An 18,413-nucleotide genomic window follows, 5' to 3' on the forward strand; every position below is an offset into this window, starting at 1 on the left:
TTATTTAGACAAACCCAGCTTATTGCTGGGTTTTGTTGTTTCTAAGCTTTATTACGCTGCCCTGCTTTTCCATTTGTGCACTTTTGGCGCTTTAAAATAAAAAATCCAGCCGAAGCTGGATTTTTTCAATAGTCATGACTTTTTGTGTGCTAACGGATCACTTCCTTAGCCTAAAAGCCCCAACGCTGAGTTGGGCGCTTGCTTTGCTTGTGCTAAAACAGAGCTGGATGCTTGAGTCAAAATCTGAGACTTAGTCAATGCTGTTGTTTCTTTCGCAAAGTCTGTGTCTTTAATTCGGCTCTTAGACGCGTTCACGTTTTCATTGATGTTGTCTAAGTTGTTAATCGCATGATTGAAACGGTTTTGGAACGCACCCAACTCGGCACGATGACTATCAACAAACTTCAGTGCCGCATCGACAATCGCAACAGATTGCTGTGCTCCACCGACACTTCTAACATCGATAGTATCGACAGTAACGGCTTGCGCATCACCAATGCCTAGGTCTCCAGCTAAGCTACCACCAAACGTCGCTTCTCCTTCCACTTTGTTATTGTCAGTGAACAGCTGCAGTTGTCCATCTTGATCAACCGAGGCTTTTACTAGGTCCGTTTGACCATTAATGTAAGTAGCAAGTTCCTCAATATCATCGCCCGCTTTCGCGTTGATCTCAATGTTTTGCTCTTGGCCAAACTTATCGGTCAGATTAATGGTTAGGTCATTAGAACCAGCTTGAACAGCCCAGTTTGCATCTTGACCGTTCTCAGCAATGTAACTGTTACCACCCATCATAGTGTTGTCGCTACGCATGTTCTTCATGGTAAGCATAACCGCTTCACCGTTGTCCGCACCAATCTGGAAAGACTTGGTAGCGAACGTTCCGTTTAGCAGCTTGTTACCACCAAATGATGTGGTTTCTGCTATACGATTCAGTTCATCATTCAGTGCGGTAATCTCTTCTTGAATCGCCACACGTTCAGATTTCGAGTTTGAGCCGTTAGCAGATTGCAGTGACAAGTCACGCATACGTTGCAGTATGTTAGTTGTCTCATTCATCGCACCTTCTGCTGTTTGCGCCATAGAAATACCATCATTGGCATTTCGCACGGCAACATCTAAGCCTCGGCTTTGCACGTTCAATCGGTTTGAAATTTGCAGACCAGCAGCATCATCTTTTGCGCTGTTGATCTTAAACCCTGAAGATAATCTCTCCATCGAGGTTTGCTGTGCAGTAGAAGCAGCATTTAAATGTCTTTGTGCTGTCATTGCCGCAACGTTGGTATTTACATTAACCGCCATAGTGGTCTCTCCTATTGATTTTCCGTTACCCGGAACTTCCGAAAGCTTTCCGACGTCTCGGAAAACCAATGAGTTCTCTCAAAGTACCTTTATAGCGACATAAAATTGGTCAACTTTAGAACAAAAAGTGGATTAATTAGCCATATCAACGCTATTTCATTGAAAACTTGATCAAATAAATAAATATGAAATTTGATGCTAAAGTTTTCAGCACTTTGGTCGGGGAGAGATTGAGTTTAATGATGGAACATAACAGGCACGATGCCTCTACATGGAAACGACGTGGATTGGCCGCTTTCAATGAAGCTCTTAGGTTTGATTGCTTTAAATACGCTTAGATTACCAGATAGGCGCAATGTGACAGAAAAGAAAAAGCCCCTTTTCCTTTGAGAGAACTGGGGCTAGAGGGTAGCCATGCAATGTGGAGATCGAGAGAAATGATCATAGCTTGGCTATTTTACATAGACATCACGCTTAAGAGACAGGAGTGAGAGAGAGCCTCATAAAACGCTAATCTATGCTTGCCGCAATCTCTCCACTAGCCCCACGTCTGGGAATACACTAGTGAAGATATTTGCTGTTACTGCAATAGTGACATTGCAGAGTTTGGCAACTGTTTTGCTTGGGCTAGTATTGAAGTACCAGCTTGTTGCAGAATTTGTGCTTTGGTCATCGCAGTCGTTTCTTTTGCGAAATCGGTATCGCGAATACGGCTGTTTGATGCCTCTACGTTTTCTTGGATGTTCGCCAAGTTATTAATACTGTGGCTTAGTCGGTTTTGCTTCGCACCCAGGTCGGCACGCTGAGAATCAACGTACTGTAGAGCTGAGTCGATAATACCAACTGCATTTTGCGCTCCACCCACACTTCTTACATCAATGCTTTGGACTGTTGTTTGAACACCCGGACCACCGTTAAGTCCTAGCTCACCCGCCAAACCACCAGAAATGCTTAGGTCACTCTTGAGCTCAGCCTGTGATGCGAAGATTTGTAGTTTACCTTCCTGATCGACAGACGCTTTTACCAGATCAGTCTGACCGTTGATGTACGTGGCAAGTTCCTCGATATCATCACCGTCTTTCGCCAAGATATCGATAGTCACTAGATCACCATCTTTACCGGTGAACTCTAGTTTGAGGTCGCGAGCATTTGCCGGTACGCCCCAGTCTTTGCCTTTCCCTTGCTCAGAGATAAAGCTTTGACCACCCATACGGAAGTCATCAGCACGAATGCTCGTTAAGCCCATGATGATCGCCTCACCAGAACTTGCACCGATTTGGAATGAAGCCTCACCAAACGTACCGTTAAGTAGCTTACGACCACCGAAAGATGTGGTTTCTGCGATACGGTTTAGTTCGTCTTGCAGTGCCGACACCTCTTCATTGATCGCTGTACGTTCAGAATCCGAGTTGGTACCGTTAGCCGATTGCAATGACAAGTCGCGCATACGTTGTAAGATGGCGGTTGACTCGTTCATCGCACCTTCAGCAGTTTGCGCAATGGAAATACCATCATTGGCGTTACGCATTGCCACATCAAGACCACGAGACTGAGCCGTTAAACGGTTCGAGATTTGTAGACCCGCAGCGTCATCTTTTGCACTGTTGATCTGTTGGCCTGAAGACAAGCGTTCCATTGATGTATTGAGATCGCCAGTTGCCTTATTAAGGTAACGCTGAGCGGTCATCGCTGATACGTTAGTGTTTACTGTGATGGTCATAGTTTGCTCTCCTAGTGAGTTCGCAAGTGCTTGCGAAGCGGCCAGCTTAATCTCATTTGGAAGCACTGACCGTAAATGCCTTGCTAAGCAGATAACTGCTTAAAACTTGTTCTTTAACTCTGAACTGTATAATTCAAGTTGTATGCCAAGTTATAAAATTTAACCGATTTATTTATTAAAACCCTAAAAATCAATAACTTAAAGCTAAATGTTTTTTCTCTACTTTTCCGTTTAATCTCTTTCTTCTCCAAGCGGCAAGTCATTTGCCGCTTATTTGCCACCCAATTGCCATAGTGAACTATGTGACTTGTCAGGGGCTCGCTTTGGCACTTAAGGCATAGCACTTAAGGCAGTCAGCGACTAGATGTAGTTAAACAGAGTTAAATCTTTGGTTTTACCAAACGCTTGTTGAGATGCCTGTAACGCTCGTGAGTTTTCGTTGAACTCAATAATCGCAGCTGCGTAATCCAAGTCTTCAAAATTACTTTGCGATTTCGCCAACGTCATTTTGAAGTCTTCGTGCTGCTCTTCTTGAATATCCAATGTGCTCAATCGTGCCCCCACATCAGTTCTAGCTTTGTTCAAATGAATAAACGCGGCGTGAAACTCTTGGGTAATTTGATGTAATTGAGCAGTATTGGATGAATCAGACACTGAGCCCTCAGACAAGGCCATCGCCTCTTTAAACGTTTCAAAGATGCTATAAGTACGTTGCGGCTCGAGTTCGATCGCATCACCTTTAGTGATTTGACCTTTCACTTGAATCGTCACGTCTTCATATTTGATGCCTTTTGAGGGATCAAACGTATCCGCTTGGACAACAGACCCATCGCGTTCGAGTTGGTACCCGTATTTCCCTTCAGGCATATCGACAAAAGTTACTTTATAAGTCGACTGATCATCAGGGTTGAGGTTAATCGCACGTTCTAACAGCAGCTCAGATGCTTCTTTCAAATCGTATTTCGGTGAAAAGTCACCGAATGGATTATCGATTTCCATAAACAACTTGCTGCCAGGATCATTGATTGGCATCTCAAGGCTGTTTGAAATCTTCATCTTTCTTTGGTAATCGTCACCGGCATAAACCACATCGGCGTCTTTATCACGGAAAAATGGCTGATTCTTAGGCTTGGTCCCTGCAAAAATGTAGTTACCAGACTCATCTTGCACATTGACAAGATTCAGAAAATTGTTCGATATCTCTTCAATTTCACGACGTTTAGCAAAACGGTCTTCAGGAGAAAGAGCACCGTTGATCATCTCCATCACCGTTCGCTTTGCCTCATCAGCAAACTCTTCGGCATTGGAAATGATCACTTCGTGGTGCTCTAAGCGATTTCGTGTCAAAACGATCGCATCACTGTATTGACGAAGTTGCTCTTTCTGCTGGCCAATATTTTGGATGTAATGAGTCGCTAACGGATCATCACTCGCTTTCATGAGCTTCTTACCCGATGCCAGCTGTGCCTGATTATGATGGACCTTAGACTCTTGACGTCGCAGATCATTTTGCACCGACTGGTAGTTATGGAAGCTGGAAATTCGATTTAACATTTACGCCTCCTATCTCAATGCCAAAATGGTATTAAAGGTATCGTTGGCAGCTTGCATGATACGCGACGATGCCATATACGCTTGTTGGAACTTCATCATATTGGCGGCCTCTTCATCGAGGTTCACCCCAGAAATAGACGCTACACGCTCTTGAGCGGATTCTTTTTCCAATCTCGAGACATCGGTCAGGCGAGAAGCGGTAGACATTTGCAAACCAACATCAGTATTGAGGTTATGGTAAATATCTAGAACCGTTGACTCGCCATCATTAAGCTTTTTCTCAGTCTGAATGTTTTGCATTTTGAGCAAGTTGCCGTTGTCACCTTCAGAGGGGACAAGGTTTGCCGTGAACTTATCGTTCGGCAATGCGCCACCCGTTAACTCGAACGTCGTACCACCAACAGTGACTGGGCCTGAAGGCGGGTAAGTTTGCGGTTGCATCAGAATACGCCCTTTGGTGTCTGTAACTGCAAACTGTTTGCCATCTGGTGACACGACCACTTCAAATTCGCGCAACTCTCCAGCCGTATCTATGCTGAACTTGGCACTGCCTTGGGCAAAAGTTGTTGAGGCCTCATAGCTTTGTGCCGCGATATGGGAAGGATCGTTGGTTTCCATCTGCATCTGTGCGGCAGAGTTACGCGTAGGACGAATCAGGACTCGTTCACCTGCTGCAAGATCTTCACGAATATCGATACGAATACCATCCAAAGAAATCGCGTCATCGACAACGGGAACAATAGACTGCTCACCATTTGGTCGAGTAATGTAGTAGTCACCTCCCGCGTACTGAAGAGAGTACTCACCAGCGACAAGTTGACTGGTGTCTTCAATATAGACGGCTAAATCAGCGGTCGAGTCTGACGATGTCACCACACGTGACTGAGCGATAATGTCAGAGTTCACATCGGTAAAGATTAAACCACCAATATTACCGCGCAAATCGAGGCCTTGAGACTGAAGCTTGTTCACATCATAAGAGAAAGCGGCCGCCATCTTGCCGAGTTGGTCCATAAGCTGAGGAATTTTTTCATCCCGCATGGTCAACATGGCTCCTAACTTACCGTCAATGTCTTTAGAAGTGATCGCTTTGATCCCTTTACCTTCAATCATGGCAAGGCGGCGCTCATGCACATCAGGGTAGCCCCCAATCATGGTCAACTTACTCGCCTCCGTTCCCGAGACCAAAGTATGTCCGTTACCAATATGGACATTGAAACCTTCTGCATTTTTGCGCGGCGTCACCGTGACTTTGGTGTACTCTGATAGTTCGTTAACGAGCTTCTCGTGCTGGTCCATCAAATCATTATGAGGGCCTGGCGTTCGCATCATTAAACGGTGTAAGTCGCGGATCTCTAAGGCGAGCTGGTTAATACGCTCAACCCCCAGATCGAGTTTTTTGTTGGTTACATCCGATTGGCGTCGAATCGTTTCGTGGAAATCATTGAGGTTTTGGGTAATCAAAGTCGACTTTTCCAATACCACTTTACGTGCACCCACATCGTTTGGGCTATCAGCTAACGATTTAACGGCATCAAACCATTCGTTGAGGTTTTCGGGGATTTTCTTCGACGACACAGAGGAAAGCATATTAGACAGCATCTCTAGATTCGCTTCATCGTCTAGCTTATGCGCGTAGTTAGTGGTCGACATATTGAGCTCATTAACGGCAAACTGATCCCACGAGCGGCGAACTTTTTCCACATGTACACCCATTCCGTAGGTTTCCCCACCGAATTGGCGTGGCATGTTGGTGCCTTGTATCACTGACTGGCGACTGTAACCCTCTGTATTTGCATTAGAGATATTATGGCCAGTAGTGTTCAATTGTCTCTGAGCGGTAAGGACACTTTGTGAACCTAAACTCAGTAGGTCTGACGCCATATTGCCCCCAATAAACCTTTAAAAATCAGTACGAACTAAACCTTTAAGTTTTATTTTGCAATATGTGTGCCATTTCGTTTGGAAAGTGGAAAGTGGAAAGTGGTGTCATTATGGTCTAAGCGCAAGCTAGGTCAAACGCAAGCCCTCTCTAGTTACAAAAAAGCTCCACTTAGGTTACCCAAAGTGGAGCTTTGTTGATTACATCTGATCAATCTTCGCTTTAACGCGCAAAACCTTGTCTGCGTAGTGAGGGTCCGTCGCGTAACCCGCTTGGTGGATACCTCGAATAAACTGTTCGTCATTACCACCATGACGGAGTGCAGTCGTGTAACGTGGATTTTGATTGAGGAAGCGTACGTAATCGTTAAAGCTATCTTCAAAGCTATTGTAAGAACGAAATGCCGCTTTCTCTTTGACTGGAACGCCTTGATGGTACTCGAGAGTTTGTGTCGCGACTTTATCGCCTTGCCAACTCTTGTCCGCTTTGATGTTAAATAGGTTGTTGCTACTACCGCGGCTATTTCCTACCAACTTTTGCCCCCAGCCAGTTTCCAGCGCAGCTTGAGCCAACAATAGAGAAGAGTCGATCCCCAATGCATTGGCCGCTCTCTCTGCATACGGTCGCATCGAGTCTACAAATGATTCTGGGCTATCAAATGAGTGCTGAGGTTGCTCACGTGAAACAGCCATTGGTGCTGCATCAGAGTTTGCTCGCGCTTCTCTTGCCTGATCCACTTTCTTCATCATAGCTTCGAAATCAACAGCGTTACTTGCGGCGTTTTTATTCTCAATAGAACCCGATGAAAGCTGAGCAACAATCATGTCTGCCAGCCCCAATGAGCCCGAGGAACTTAACTCGCTCGACATTTGCTCATCCATCATTTGACGGTAGAACTGCTGATTTTGGCTGTCCATTAAACCCGATTCAAAACTCGCATTCGCATCACGCATAGACTTAAACAACATTGAGGTGAATATCGCCTCAAACTGTTTAGCTGCGGCGGTTAATGCGGCTTTTTCGCTACTTTCATCACCGTCTACCGCTTGCTTACGAAGTTTATCTAAACCCGCGATATCGTGAATAAAGCCGATATCATTACCGTTGTTAATCATGCTCTACTCCATTAGATGATGATCAGCTGGCCTTCAATCGCGCCGGCTTGTTTCAATGCTTGTAATATCGCCATCAGATCTGATGGGGCGGCACCGACTTCGTTAACAGCTCGAACCAGATCATCCAATGTTAATCCAGGCTCAAACTTAAACATCTTGCCTTGCTCTTCCGTCACTTGGATATCTGTATCTGGAACGACAACGGTTTCCCCACCACCAAAAGCGTTAGGCTGGCTGACATTGAGATTCTCTTTAATTGCGACTGTCATACCACCGTGCGTCACCGCCGCTGGTTTCAGGCGAACATGTTTCCCAACCACTATGGTCCCGGTGCGAGAGTTGACGATGATTTTCGCTGAGCCCTCAGCCGGGTTAAACTCGAGGTTTTCGATCGCAGATAGAAAAGCGACACGCTGGGAAATGTCTCGCGGTGCACGAACCTTAATCGATGTAGCATCAACAGCCGACGCCATCTGCGGACCTAAGAAGTTATTGACCGCGTCAGCCATGCGCTGCGCAGTGGTAAAATCAGATTCAAGCAAGTTGAAAGTAATGTAATCACCTCGGCCAAATGGCGACGGGATTTCACGTTCAACCATAGCACCGTTGGAAATCATACCTGCGGTTGGGTTGTTGCCGACGATCTTAGAACCGTCCGCACCAGTAGCACTAAAGCCGCTGACCACTAAGTTACCTTGGGCGACGGCATAGACTTGCCCATCCAAACCTTTCAACATGGTCTGCATCAGTGTGCCACCGCGTAGGCTCTTCGCTGAACCGATAGACGAAACAGTCACGTCAATCGTCTGGCCTTGCTTAGAAAAAGCTGGCAGCTCTGCCGTGACAATAACGGCAGCAACGTTCTTCGTTTTTGGTTTGGTGCCTGGCGGCAATTGAATACCAAAGCTTTGCAGCATAGCGTTAAAGCTTTGATCCGTAAAAGGAGTTGACTCTCCGGTCCCCGGAAGGCCAGTCACAAGACCATAACCGACTAATTGGTTACTACGTACCCCTGCAACCTGAGCGACATCTTTAATGCGCGCAGCGTGAGCCTGTGTGACTAACAAAAGTGTGCTGGCAATGAGTAGAATTAGCTTCTTCATGGGGTACCTTTACTGTAACTCTGGTGTCGCTTGGCGCCTGTCAGAAAAGCGTCTTCAGGCGAGATTAAAGGGATACATTGAAGAATCGTGCCAAGAATCCAGGCTCTTGCATATCTTGCTGGTTTCCAGTGCCCGAGTAGCGAATACGAGCGTTAGATACACGATTGGATGCGATGGTATTGTCGAAAGAAATATCATCCGGACGAATCGTGCCGCTTAAACGAATGTATTCATCACCAGTATTGAGTGTTAACCATTTTTCGCCACGAATCACTAAGTTACCATTACCCAGTACCTCAATGACTTCCACGGTAATCGAACCACTCAGGCTGTTGCTTTGATTCGCACTCGCGTCCCCGGCAAAGGTATTGGTGTTATTTAAATCATATGAAAAGTTGTAGTCACCGCCGACTTTTAGCTCCTGTCCCCCAACAAACAGTGGTTCCATAGAGGAGTCATTGGTTTTTGACATATCCGCGTTGGCACTTTTTGCCGCTTTCGTATTCTCATCAAGGGTAACGGTAATAATGTCACCAATACCGCGTGGTTTTGAATCGTCGTACAAACTGCTTGATTGAGATGCACTAAACAATGAGCCAGTCTCTGCTGCATAATGTTCAGGCTTGTGCTTAGGGTGAATAGGAGCCCATGCTGGATCACCGGCAACAGGGTCGTTACGACCACGAAGCGTATCGACGATACCGCTCTGGTCGTCGCCTGACTTATCCCCTTCCACGGCATCCACTGTGGTTGTTCCACCAATAACATCAGACGTCTCTACTGGCGGCTCTAGCATAGTACAACCAGACATCAAGCCTACAATCATCACTGCAAATAAACGATTCATAACCCTACCCTCTTATCTGCCAAGCTTATAGCTGCTGGTTAACAAAGCTCATCATCTTATCGACCGCCGAGATAACTTTTGAGTTCATCTCGTAGACACGCTGAGCCTCGATCATGTTGACCAATTCTTCCGTTACATTCACGTTCGACGTTTCAAGCATCGATTGACGAATATCACCGAAACCATCAAAACCCGGAACGCCCTCTTGAGGGTCACCACTCGCGCCCGTTGGCAAGTAAAGGTTTTGTCCGATTGGTTCAAGACCACCAGGGTTGATAAAATCGACGGTTGTAATCTGACCGACAACCACGTTGTTTTGCTCACCGCGGATGCGCACCGAAACTTCACCATCGGTTCCCACAGTGATACTGATAGCATCTTCAGGAATAACGATTTCTGGCTCTAGGCCATAACCAGCACCAGAGGTGACAATCGCCCCTTCATCATTCACGGTAAACTGACCGTTGCGCGAGTAACCAATGTTGCCGTCTGGCATTAGGATCTGGAAGAAGCCATCCCCTTCAATCATCATGTCCAAGCTATTATTGGTCGTTTGCGTATTACCTTGCGTGTGGACTTTTTGCGTCGCGACAACCTTAGAGCCCGCGCCCAACATCAATCCCGTAGGCAGTTCAGTATTCTGCGACGATTGACCACCAGGTTGATTGATGTTCTGGTAAAACAAGTCTTCAAAGACTGCACGACTTTTTTTGTAACCTACCGTTGATGCGTTCGCTAGGTTGTTTGAAATCGTTGAAATATTGGTTTGCTGAGCATCTAAGCCCGTTTTACTAACCCATAATGCCGGATGCATAATAATCTCCTAAATTCTATTAGCTCATACGAAGTAGAGAGTCGGACGACTTGTCCATCTCTTCAGCTGTGCTCATCATCTTGACTTGCATTTCAAACTGGCGTTGCAAATCAATAAGGCTTGTCATTTCACCGATGGCATTCACATTACTGCCTTCGATAGCGCCTGTGAGCAATTTAACATCGGCATCTGCTTCGTATGCCGCATTAGGATCTTTCGCACGGAAGAGACCGTTAACGTCTTTGAATAGTGATTGATTATTGGTGTTGGTCAGTTTGATACGATCAACAACTTCAATAGCGTCGGCTGGAGCACCTTGTGGAACCACTGAAATTGTACCGTCTGTACCGATTTCAACTTTGCTCAAAGGAATCGGAAGCGTTATTGGACCACCTGTTTCACCGATAACAAGATTACCGTTACCACTCACAAGCAAGCCGTTAACATCAACCTTAAGATTACCGTTACGTGTCAGACCTTCTTTGCCAGACTTATCAAGTACAGCAATCCAGCCGTTACCCTCGATTGTTACGTCTAAGTCACGACCTGTTGTTATAACGCTACCTTGTTGGAAGTTATGCCCCGGACGCTCTGTCATGCTAAATACACGGCTTGGTAGACCTTCACCGTAAGCTTGCATCGAACGAGCTTGCGCCAAATCAGCACGGAAACCCGTGGTACTGACGTTAGCTAAGTTGTTTGCTCTAAGCTGCAGGGCCTGCATATTCTGCTTGGCTCCGCTCATAGCGAGAAAGAGTGCGCGATCCATAATTTGCTCCAAAAATCACAATTCGGATCAAATAAAGCAAGAGACATGCCAAGATAAATAGTTGTTATTTTTTAACAACTTAAGTAAAAGTGGCAATGTTATGAGGGCAATATGGGAGGAGTTTGCCATAGGTGGCAACAATAGTAAGCTGATGTTTGCCACCAGCTTACTATACAGATCATTGCGGATTAGGAGCCTACTGACGCCGTGTGAATTAGCGGATCTGTAGGATATTTTGTTGAGTTTGGTTATGCACTTCTAGCGAACGAGAGTTAGCTTGGAAGTTACGTTGAGCGGTGATCAAATCGACCAACTCTTGAGTCATGTCGATATTAGATTGCTCCAGCGTACCACTGTTGATAGAACCAAATGAGCCTTTGTTTGATTCACCCCAGATCTTGTCTCCAGAGAACTGAGTTGAATCCCACTGAGTACCACCTTTCTTATCTAGGCCCTGCTCATTGGCAACACGCACCATGGCAACACGACCAAGAGTGATGTTTTCACCGTTTGAGTAAGTCCCTAGGACACTACCATTTTCATCAAAATCGACTTTGGTCAAGAAACCCGTCGTTGCACCGTCTTCATCAAACTTGGTTAGCTCAAAAGGAGCGGCAAACTGTGTTGCATCTGACAAACCGAAAGATAATGTCTGTGTGACATCTGCACCGTTCAAGTTAATCGCGTTTGGATCATCTGGGCCCGTTCCACCTAGTGGTCCTGAAACAATATTCTGACCATTATTTAGACTTGCCAGTGTGCCATCGTTATTAAATTTCATCGTATGGCCAACATGACCTGTTGGGGTCGTAGCATCACCACCGACGATGTTGATCGGCTTTTCACCCGCACTGTCCGTCACTGTGTAGTAAGTCTGCCAAGTGTTCGCTTGCGTCTGATCTTTCAAGTAGTATGTCGTTAACTTGTACGATTGACCCATAGAGTCGTAAATCGTAGAAGAAGTCGAGCGGTTATACGTTTCAGGATCTGAGTAATCAAACAGTGCTGGATCTTTTAACTCGCCACCAGCAGGCAGGTTTACACCGACTTCAATGTTGGATGTTTGCTTCGGTTTACCAAACTCTTTTGGAATGTTAATTGGCGAAGGCTCGTAAGAGAGAACATCACCTGTGTCTCCATTCACTTGATAACCCAATAGGAACTCATCATTTGCAGTTACCATGTAGTTATCTTTGTTTAAGTGGAAGGCACCGTTACGCGTTAATTCATTCGTCGTCGGTGTCAGGCGGTCTTTTGCCACAGCAAAGAAACCTGTACCACTGATACGCAAATCCATCGGGTTATTGGTATAAACACTGGATCCTTCGTGGAACTGTTGCGCCACTTTAGCAGCTTGAACACCACCACCAGGAGTTGTTTTTGCGTTTGTAAACAATGAATTAGAGTAAACATCACCGAACTCAGCACGCGACTCTTTAAAGCCATATGTATTGGCGTTCGCAATGTTGTTACTGGTGGTATTCAAATCTAACTGAGCTGCGGAAATACCGCTTAATGCAACATAAGACATTCCAAATTCTCCTATCTAGCTAGCATATGACTCTAAGAGCGCTACGCTTTACCAACTTCTAGTACTTCAGCAAGTCGAACTGGCGACTCAAAGCCAGCCAGATTGAGCAGTACGTTACCATCACCTTTACCAAGAAGAACGCTATTGACGTTTGCATAAGTGGAAACTTCAAATTCTTTGCTTTCTCCCTCAAGTAAGCCCGAGGCTCTCACCTTGTACTTACCTGCCGGCAATGGATTACCGTTTGAATCTTTGCCGTCCCATTCGACGCGGCTATCACCCGGAGGTCTCGAGCCCACTTCGAAGGTTCGAACTAACTGCCCCATTTGATCTTCAACACGAACCATCAAGTTATCGACAGCTTGAGGAAGATTCACCATGGCTGCCATACTGCCGTCATCTTTCTTCACACCAGCAGCGCCTGGTATCAAAACATCACGCCCAACCAAGGAGGAAGCTTGAAGTGCTTGATTCGATGTCATCGAAGCATTCAAAGTCTCGAACTGGTTGTTCATTTTGCCAATACCGTCTACCGTTGCGAATGACGCCATTTGCGCAATCATCTGGTCATTACTTACCGGCTTAAACGGGTCTTGTTGAGATAACTGCTTCGTGAGCAAAGATAAGAAATCTTCCTGTTTAAGGTCTTGCTTACCTGTTGTCTCAGTTGGCTTGTTCTTCTCTTGAAGCTGTTTAAGCTGGTCGATATAGGACAAGCTGTTTTGACCAACATTGTTAATGCCATCGGCCATATGTCACCCCCTATCCTTATTGACCCATCTGCAGCGTACGCAGCAGCATTTGTTTGCTTGCATCTGCGACTTGAACGTTTGTTTGATACGAACGAGAAGCAGAAATCATATTTGCCATTTCTTCCATCACATTAACGTTAGGTTTATAGATATAACCCTCATCGTTAGCGAGTGGGTGGTCAGGATTGTACTCCGCACTAAGCGGCTTATCGCTTTCCACAATCCCCATAACCTTAACTGGCACAGTATGGTCATTGCCGTACTTTGCTTTACTTAATTCGGCACCAAACACCGCATGGCGAGCTTTGTAGGTATCTTTCGCCGAGCTAGAGATACTGTCTGCATTCGCCAGGTTGCTTGACGTAGTATTTAGACGAACGGATTCAGCGCTCATGGCAGAACCAGTTACATTGAATACATTAAATAAGCTCATCTAAATTACTCCCCTTTAAGTGCTTTCGTTAAGTTCTTGAATTTACTTCCTAAGAAGTCAAGTGATGCCTGATGTCTGATTTGATTTTGCATAAACAAGTTACGCTCTAAATCTACATCCACCGTGTTGCCATCACCTGTGTCAGGCTGGGATGGAAGACGATACATTACTTCCCCTGTCACACGTGTAGAGGCAGGAATATGCCGACCATCAGTACGGCTAAGACCAATGCTTGCCTCTGAGGTTGCCGCCTGCAAAGCCTTCTGGAAATCCATTCCTTTCGATTTGTAACCAGGAGTATTCGCTTGCGCAATGTTAGTAGAGATAACCTCTGCATTGCGTTCGCGTAGACCAACCGTGTGTTGGTGAATACCTAAAGCGTTGTCGAAAGAAATAGCCATGTTGACCTCTACAAAAGAACTGACCGTTACTACTAAAATACAAAGCAATAAGCGTACCAACTTTAAAAATTAATCGCATAAGCTTCGATTTCGAAAATTTAACAGCAATAAGTAAGCCAACTTACTCGATTGCTGTACGATTGGAATGTCATTTTTAGTATACAAGTAAATGTCGCAAGGTAACAAAAAGCCCAGCATTGATGCTGGGCTTGTCGTTGTATGGAGCGATAGCTATTTAAGCTTATAGATGATGCCCGGGTTACAGCGCACCATTTCAAACCTGTCAGTTAAACCGGTTAGAGACTCAGACGCCCCCAACAGAAGGTACCCACCAGGGTTCAAACTGTTCGCCATCTGGTTCAACACCTTGGATTTCATGTCTGGAGAGAAGTAAATCAAAACGTTACGACAGAAAATGATGTCAAACTTCCCCAGCAACGCGTAACTGTCCATCAGGTTCTGAGGACGGAAGTTGACCAAACGCTTTACGTTGTCCTTCACCTTCATTCGACCATCGCCCGCGTCTTCAAAGAAGTTACGACGACGTTCTGGTGATAAACCACGTCCAAGCGCAAGATTGTCATAGATGCCTGCACGACACATGTCTAGCATACTGGCCGAAATATCGGTTGCCGTAATCGACACGCTTGGCAACATACCTGGCTTGCGTTGTTGTGTCTCTAGGATGGTCATGGCCATTGAGTAAGGCTCTTGACCAGACGAACTTGCCGCCGACCAAATCTTTATTGGTCGCTTGTTTGCCGCTGCTTCTGGCAACAGTTTGTTCGCCAACACCTCGAACGGATAAGTATCGCGAAACCAAAGTGTCTCATTGGTCGTCATGGCGTCAACCGCTGCAACACGCAATTCACGGTTGCGGCCAGTGACAACATCTCTGAGCAAGTCTGACAAAGAACCTAATTTGAACTTTGTCACCAAAGGACTCAAGCGACTTCTTACTAAGTACTGCTTACTGTCACCTAGTACGATGCCACACTGAGACTCTAAAAAGCGGCTGAAATCACGATATTCTTGATCGCTTATAGTTATCGCTGTCATTAATTTCTCTTTATTCTGTAAGTGCAGATTTCACTGCATTACCAAGCTCATCAGGGTTGAATTTCGCGATAAATGAGTTTGCTCCCACACGCTCAACCATGGCTTGGTTAAATACACCACTGAGTGATGAATGAAGAATAACATAAAGATTTTTTAAGTCTGCATGGCGGCGAATTTCCGCAGTCAGCGTATAGCCATCCATTTCTGGCATTTCAATATCTGAAATCACCAGTGAAATCTGATCGTAGATACTGCCTTCTGCTGCCATCTCGACCAACTTTTCGTAGGCTTCTTTGCCGTCTTTTACAGACACTACTTCAAAGCCAAGGGACGTAATTGCCCGTTCAACCTGTTTGCGCGCTACGGTTGAATCATCCGCGATCAAAATACGGCGAACAATTTCTTTCTCTGTCTCTACTTGAGCAATCTCTTCACTGATGCTTGCATCCATGGTTTCATCGACTGGCGCGATTTCTGCTAGGATTTTTTCAACGTCGAGAATCTCGACCAATTCGTTGTCGATATTGGTGACGGCAGTCAAGTAGTTTGCTTTACCCGCGCCTTCTGGCGGTGGCAAAATCGCCTCCCAGTGCATATTGATGATACGTTCAACTGACGTAACAAGGAATGCCTGAATAGTACGGTTAAATTCAGCAATCACTACGAATGCTTTATCTACATCTGTCGTTGGGCGACCACCAATAGCGAGACTGAGATCAATCACGGATACAGTATGGCCACGGATATGAGCAACCCCTTTAACGAGTGGGTGCAAGTTTGGCATTGAAGTAAGCTTAGGGCACTGCAGTACCTCTTTTACTTTAAATACGTTAATTCCGTAACGCTGACGCCCCATTAGGCGAAAGGTTAGGAGTTCCAATCGGTTTTGACCGACGAGTTGCGTACGCTGATTCACAGAATCAAGAATACCCGTCATAAGCTCATCTCCATCTCAAACTTTCATGCTAAAAAAATGGTAGTCTACTTAAGGTCATGAAAAAACCAGAGAAACAGAATGATATATTCTAAATCACAGTTAAGTTCTTTTTCCATAACTAATTGTAGAGCTTTCTATAAAAAGTTTTATAAGTCTATCGGCTTTTTGTTCTTTTTCTTTAGTTTTTCAGCGACATCGGCAACAGAAAGTCAAATTTCTTCTATTCAACAAGCAGCACAACAATATGTAACTGAACACATTGATAGCCCTGTTGGTGGCTCTCTTGTGGCAAAAGCGGCTTCTATAGATAGTAGGATCTTTGCTACAGATTGTCCGTCTGGGATGCAAGCTTCTTCTACATCAACCAACCCAAACGCTAGCAATATTACCGTACTTGTGGAGTGTCCAGACGAAAACTGGCGCGTGTATGTCCCTGTGAGATTAACCCGCACAGGTCCTCAAGTTACTCTTATAGCTCCGCTATCGAGAGGCCAGATCATCTCTGCCCGCGATGTCACTATTAGTATGGTAGACTTGCAGAGGTACAGGCGGCAAGGCTTTTCCACCATAGATGCTGTGATTGGGGCAAAAACGAAAAAAAACCTGCGTAGCGGGGAAATTATTGAAGAAAATGATATTTGTGTTGTATGCCGCAATGAAACTGTCACGATTAAAGCAGTGAAATCCGGTATGGTTATTACCACCAAAGGCGTAGCGATGACAGATGGATCTCACGGCGAGCAGATAAGAGTGAAAAACAGCAAATCAAATCGTATAATTGAAGGACGTGTAACCGGAATATCTGAAGTCACGGTCGTTTTCTGACGTTCTTTGCGATTAAAGGTTAAAAAACACTAAAGTTATTTCTCGCATAGTCGATATTGACGGTACAGGTTTTTAATATTCAAAAGGCTCACATATGGCAGGCATTGATAATATTCGTTCTGGTCAGACTCTAACGACGTCAACCAATCGAAGTTCAGTACGTAATGACAATCAAACTTCGAGCACTGATTCGACAAAGAAGTCTTCAGTCGCTCAGGACTCAGTATCGTTAAGCTCACAAGGTAAGGCGGTCGGTGAAATGCATACTCAAATGGCCAGTCAACCAAGTTTTGACAAAGCAAAAGTCGCAGCAATCAAAGAAGCTATCGCGAATGGCTCTTACACCGTTGACCCTGAAAAGCTTGCCGATAACATGATGAAGTTTGAAAAAGAGCTTGGCGGCTTATAATCAAATAGAGATCCCTCACTATGGCAGCATTGCAAGGATTGGTTGATTTTCAACTAAAAAGCGCTCAGGACCTTTCTCTTTTATTGGAGAAAGAAAAAGTCGCAATTGCAAATCGTGTTTCCAAAGACATTGAGGCAATAGCCAAAGAAAAGATCACCTTGATCGAACAACTGCGAACAACAGACGAACGGATCAGTAAACACCCTGACGTGGAAAGCCTGACCACAGATCCAGAGTTGAGCCCTCTGGTTAATAAGATCCGTTCCATCATCTACGATTGTCAGCAGGCAAACACGGTCAACGGGGAAGCGTTACAAAGAGCGCAACTCAGTTTCAATAAGCTAAATAATTTAATGCAGCAGTCTCAGGGTAAACTGGGAATGACTTATACTGCAGAAGGTCAAACTAAAAACGTCTCGACCTTAGGCACCAATATTAAAGCGTAATTGATTAAAGCGTTATTGAACCGAGTAAAAAGAGAAAAGCGGCTATAAAGCCGCTTTTTTGATCGGAGAAAAAGAAAGGTAATTAAAACAGTGTCTGCTGCCTTTTTTCAGGCACTTGCTGAACTTCGCCGTAATCTCTTAGCTTGTTCATCTTTTGAATATCTAAACGAAGTTCTGTGACGTAGCTGTCTCCCACTTTATAGCTTCGAACAACTTCCGCACCACGAATAACACCATCCACAGCACCAGAGGTTAACTCAGTACCCAGTCTTTGGTCTTGTAGGTCAGCGCGACCACTTACACGCATACCATACACTTGCTCAGCAAGCTCTCGATACGCATCAATCTTAGAGGCACGCATAGCTCGCACTTGTTTCTCTTCTTCATTGCGACCTTTTTGTTCGCTAATGCTGGCATAACCAACAGCCGTTAGCCAGTCGTCTGCTCGCATCGTTCCTAAAGGTTGGCAACCAACCATAACGAGCGCGACGGCAAGCAAAAATAGCTTCTTCATGTT

Annotated in this window: 19 protein-coding genes; 3 read left to right on the top strand and 16 right to left on the bottom strand. The window is 45.2% G+C overall.

Annotated elements, in window-relative coordinates; genetic code table 11:
• Nucleotides 1-165: 165 nt before the first annotated feature.
• The 15 genes from RH45_RS14135 to RH45_RS14205 form a co-directional block, all read right to left on the bottom strand.
• Nucleotides 166-1,299, bottom strand: a complete 1,134-nt coding sequence (locus tag RH45_RS14135) for a flagellin (RefSeq protein WP_008078242.1) — start codon at nucleotides 1,297-1,299, stop codon at nucleotides 166-168.
• 580 nt (nucleotides 1,300-1,879) lie between these two features.
• Nucleotides 1,880-3,019 carry a flagellin gene (locus tag RH45_RS14140; protein WP_008078243.1) on the bottom strand — a complete coding sequence of 380 codons (1,140 nt, stop codon included), beginning with the start codon at nucleotides 3,017-3,019 and terminating at the stop codon, nucleotides 1,880-1,882.
• 360 nt (nucleotides 3,020-3,379) lie between these two features.
• Complete coding sequence (gene flgL, locus RH45_RS14145; RefSeq protein ID WP_008078244.1) at nucleotides 3,380-4,573, bottom strand: flagellar hook-associated protein FlgL; 1,194 nt, start codon at nucleotides 4,571-4,573, stop codon at nucleotides 3,380-3,382.
• A gap of 9 nt (nucleotides 4,574-4,582) precedes the next feature.
• Nucleotides 4,583-6,457 carry a flagellar hook-associated protein FlgK gene (flgK, locus tag RH45_RS14150; protein ID WP_008078245.1) on the bottom strand — a complete coding sequence of 625 codons (1,875 nt, stop codon included), beginning with the start codon at nucleotides 6,455-6,457 and terminating at the stop codon, nucleotides 4,583-4,585.
• A 198-nt stretch (nucleotides 6,458-6,655) separates the two neighbouring features.
• A complete protein-coding gene (flgJ, locus tag RH45_RS14155) occupies nucleotides 6,656-7,570 on the bottom strand; it encodes a flagellar assembly peptidoglycan hydrolase FlgJ (RefSeq protein ID WP_008078247.1) in 915 nt (304 codons plus the stop codon).
• 11 nt (nucleotides 7,571-7,581) lie between these two features.
• Nucleotides 7,582-8,673, bottom strand: coding sequence for a flagellar basal body P-ring protein FlgI (locus RH45_RS14160; protein WP_008078248.1), 1,092 nt, complete (start codon nucleotides 8,671-8,673; stop codon nucleotides 7,582-7,584).
• Between the two features lie 64 nt (nucleotides 8,674-8,737).
• Nucleotides 8,738-9,520: a flagellar basal body L-ring protein FlgH gene (gene flgH, locus RH45_RS14165; protein WP_008078250.1), complete on the bottom strand. Its 783-nt coding sequence runs from the start codon at nucleotides 9,518-9,520 to the stop codon at nucleotides 8,738-8,740.
• 25 nt (nucleotides 9,521-9,545) lie between these two features.
• On the bottom strand, nucleotides 9,546-10,334 hold the full coding sequence (gene flgG / locus RH45_RS14170; protein WP_008078252.1) for a flagellar basal-body rod protein FlgG: 789 nt from the start codon (nucleotides 10,332-10,334) through the stop codon (nucleotides 9,546-9,548).
• Nucleotides 10,335-10,353: 19 nt separating this feature from the next.
• A complete protein-coding gene (flgF, locus tag RH45_RS14175; protein WP_008078254.1) occupies nucleotides 10,354-11,103 on the bottom strand; it encodes a flagellar basal-body rod protein FlgF in 750 nt (249 codons plus the stop codon).
• A 214-nt stretch (nucleotides 11,104-11,317) separates the two neighbouring features.
• Entirely contained in the window at nucleotides 11,318-12,634 is a 1,317-nt protein-coding gene (gene flgE, locus RH45_RS14180; RefSeq protein WP_008078256.1) for a flagellar hook protein FlgE, read from the bottom strand.
• Nucleotides 12,635-12,675: 41 nt separating this feature from the next.
• Complete coding sequence (gene flgD / locus RH45_RS14185) at nucleotides 12,676-13,386, bottom strand: flagellar hook assembly protein FlgD (RefSeq protein ID WP_008078258.1); 711 nt, start codon at nucleotides 13,384-13,386, stop codon at nucleotides 12,676-12,678.
• A 16-nt stretch (nucleotides 13,387-13,402) separates the two neighbouring features.
• Nucleotides 13,403-13,819, bottom strand: coding sequence for a flagellar basal body rod protein FlgC (gene flgC, locus RH45_RS14190; RefSeq protein ID WP_008078259.1), 417 nt, complete (start codon nucleotides 13,817-13,819; stop codon nucleotides 13,403-13,405).
• A 5-nt stretch (nucleotides 13,820-13,824) separates the two neighbouring features.
• Nucleotides 13,825-14,220: a flagellar basal body rod protein FlgB gene (gene flgB / locus RH45_RS14195; protein WP_008078261.1), complete on the bottom strand. Its 396-nt coding sequence runs from the start codon at nucleotides 14,218-14,220 to the stop codon at nucleotides 13,825-13,827.
• Nucleotides 14,221-14,451: 231 nt separating this feature from the next.
• A complete protein-coding gene (locus RH45_RS14200) occupies nucleotides 14,452-15,279 on the bottom strand; it encodes a protein-glutamate O-methyltransferase (protein ID WP_008078263.1) in 828 nt (275 codons plus the stop codon).
• A gap of 10 nt (nucleotides 15,280-15,289) precedes the next feature.
• Entirely contained in the window at nucleotides 15,290-16,216 is a 927-nt protein-coding gene (locus RH45_RS14205; RefSeq protein ID WP_008078265.1) for a chemotaxis protein CheV, read from the bottom strand.
• A gap of 78 nt (nucleotides 16,217-16,294) precedes the next feature.
• Here RH45_RS14205 and flgA point away from each other — a divergent pair, with 78 nt between their 5' ends.
• The 3 genes from flgA (at nucleotide 16,295) to RH45_RS14220 (ending at nucleotide 17,896) form a co-directional block, all read left to right on the top strand.
• Nucleotides 16,295-17,041 (top strand): flagellar basal body P-ring formation chaperone FlgA, encoded by a 747-nt coding sequence (gene flgA / locus RH45_RS14210; protein WP_008078267.1) that lies wholly within the window; start codon nucleotides 16,295-16,297, stop codon nucleotides 17,039-17,041.
• Nucleotides 17,042-17,135: 94 nt separating this feature from the next.
• Nucleotides 17,136-17,450, top strand: a complete 315-nt coding sequence (gene flgM, locus RH45_RS14215) for a flagellar biosynthesis anti-sigma factor FlgM (RefSeq protein WP_008078268.1) — start codon at nucleotides 17,136-17,138, stop codon at nucleotides 17,448-17,450.
• A gap of 20 nt (nucleotides 17,451-17,470) precedes the next feature.
• Nucleotides 17,471-17,896 (top strand): flagella synthesis protein FlgN, encoded by a 426-nt coding sequence (locus RH45_RS14220; protein ID WP_008078269.1) that lies wholly within the window; start codon nucleotides 17,471-17,473, stop codon nucleotides 17,894-17,896.
• A gap of 82 nt (nucleotides 17,897-17,978) precedes the next feature.
• On the opposite strand, the gene flgP is transcribed toward RH45_RS14220, so the two are convergent.
• Nucleotides 17,979-18,410: a flagellar assembly lipoprotein FlgP gene (flgP, locus tag RH45_RS14225; RefSeq protein WP_008078270.1), complete on the bottom strand. Its 432-nt coding sequence runs from the start codon at nucleotides 18,408-18,410 to the stop codon at nucleotides 17,979-17,981.
• Nucleotides 18,411-18,413 lie beyond the last annotated feature (3 nt).

This window comes from Vibrio sinaloensis DSM 21326, from assembly GCF_000189275.1.
Classification (GTDB): domain Bacteria; phylum Pseudomonadota; class Gammaproteobacteria; order Enterobacterales; family Vibrionaceae; genus Vibrio; species Vibrio sinaloensis.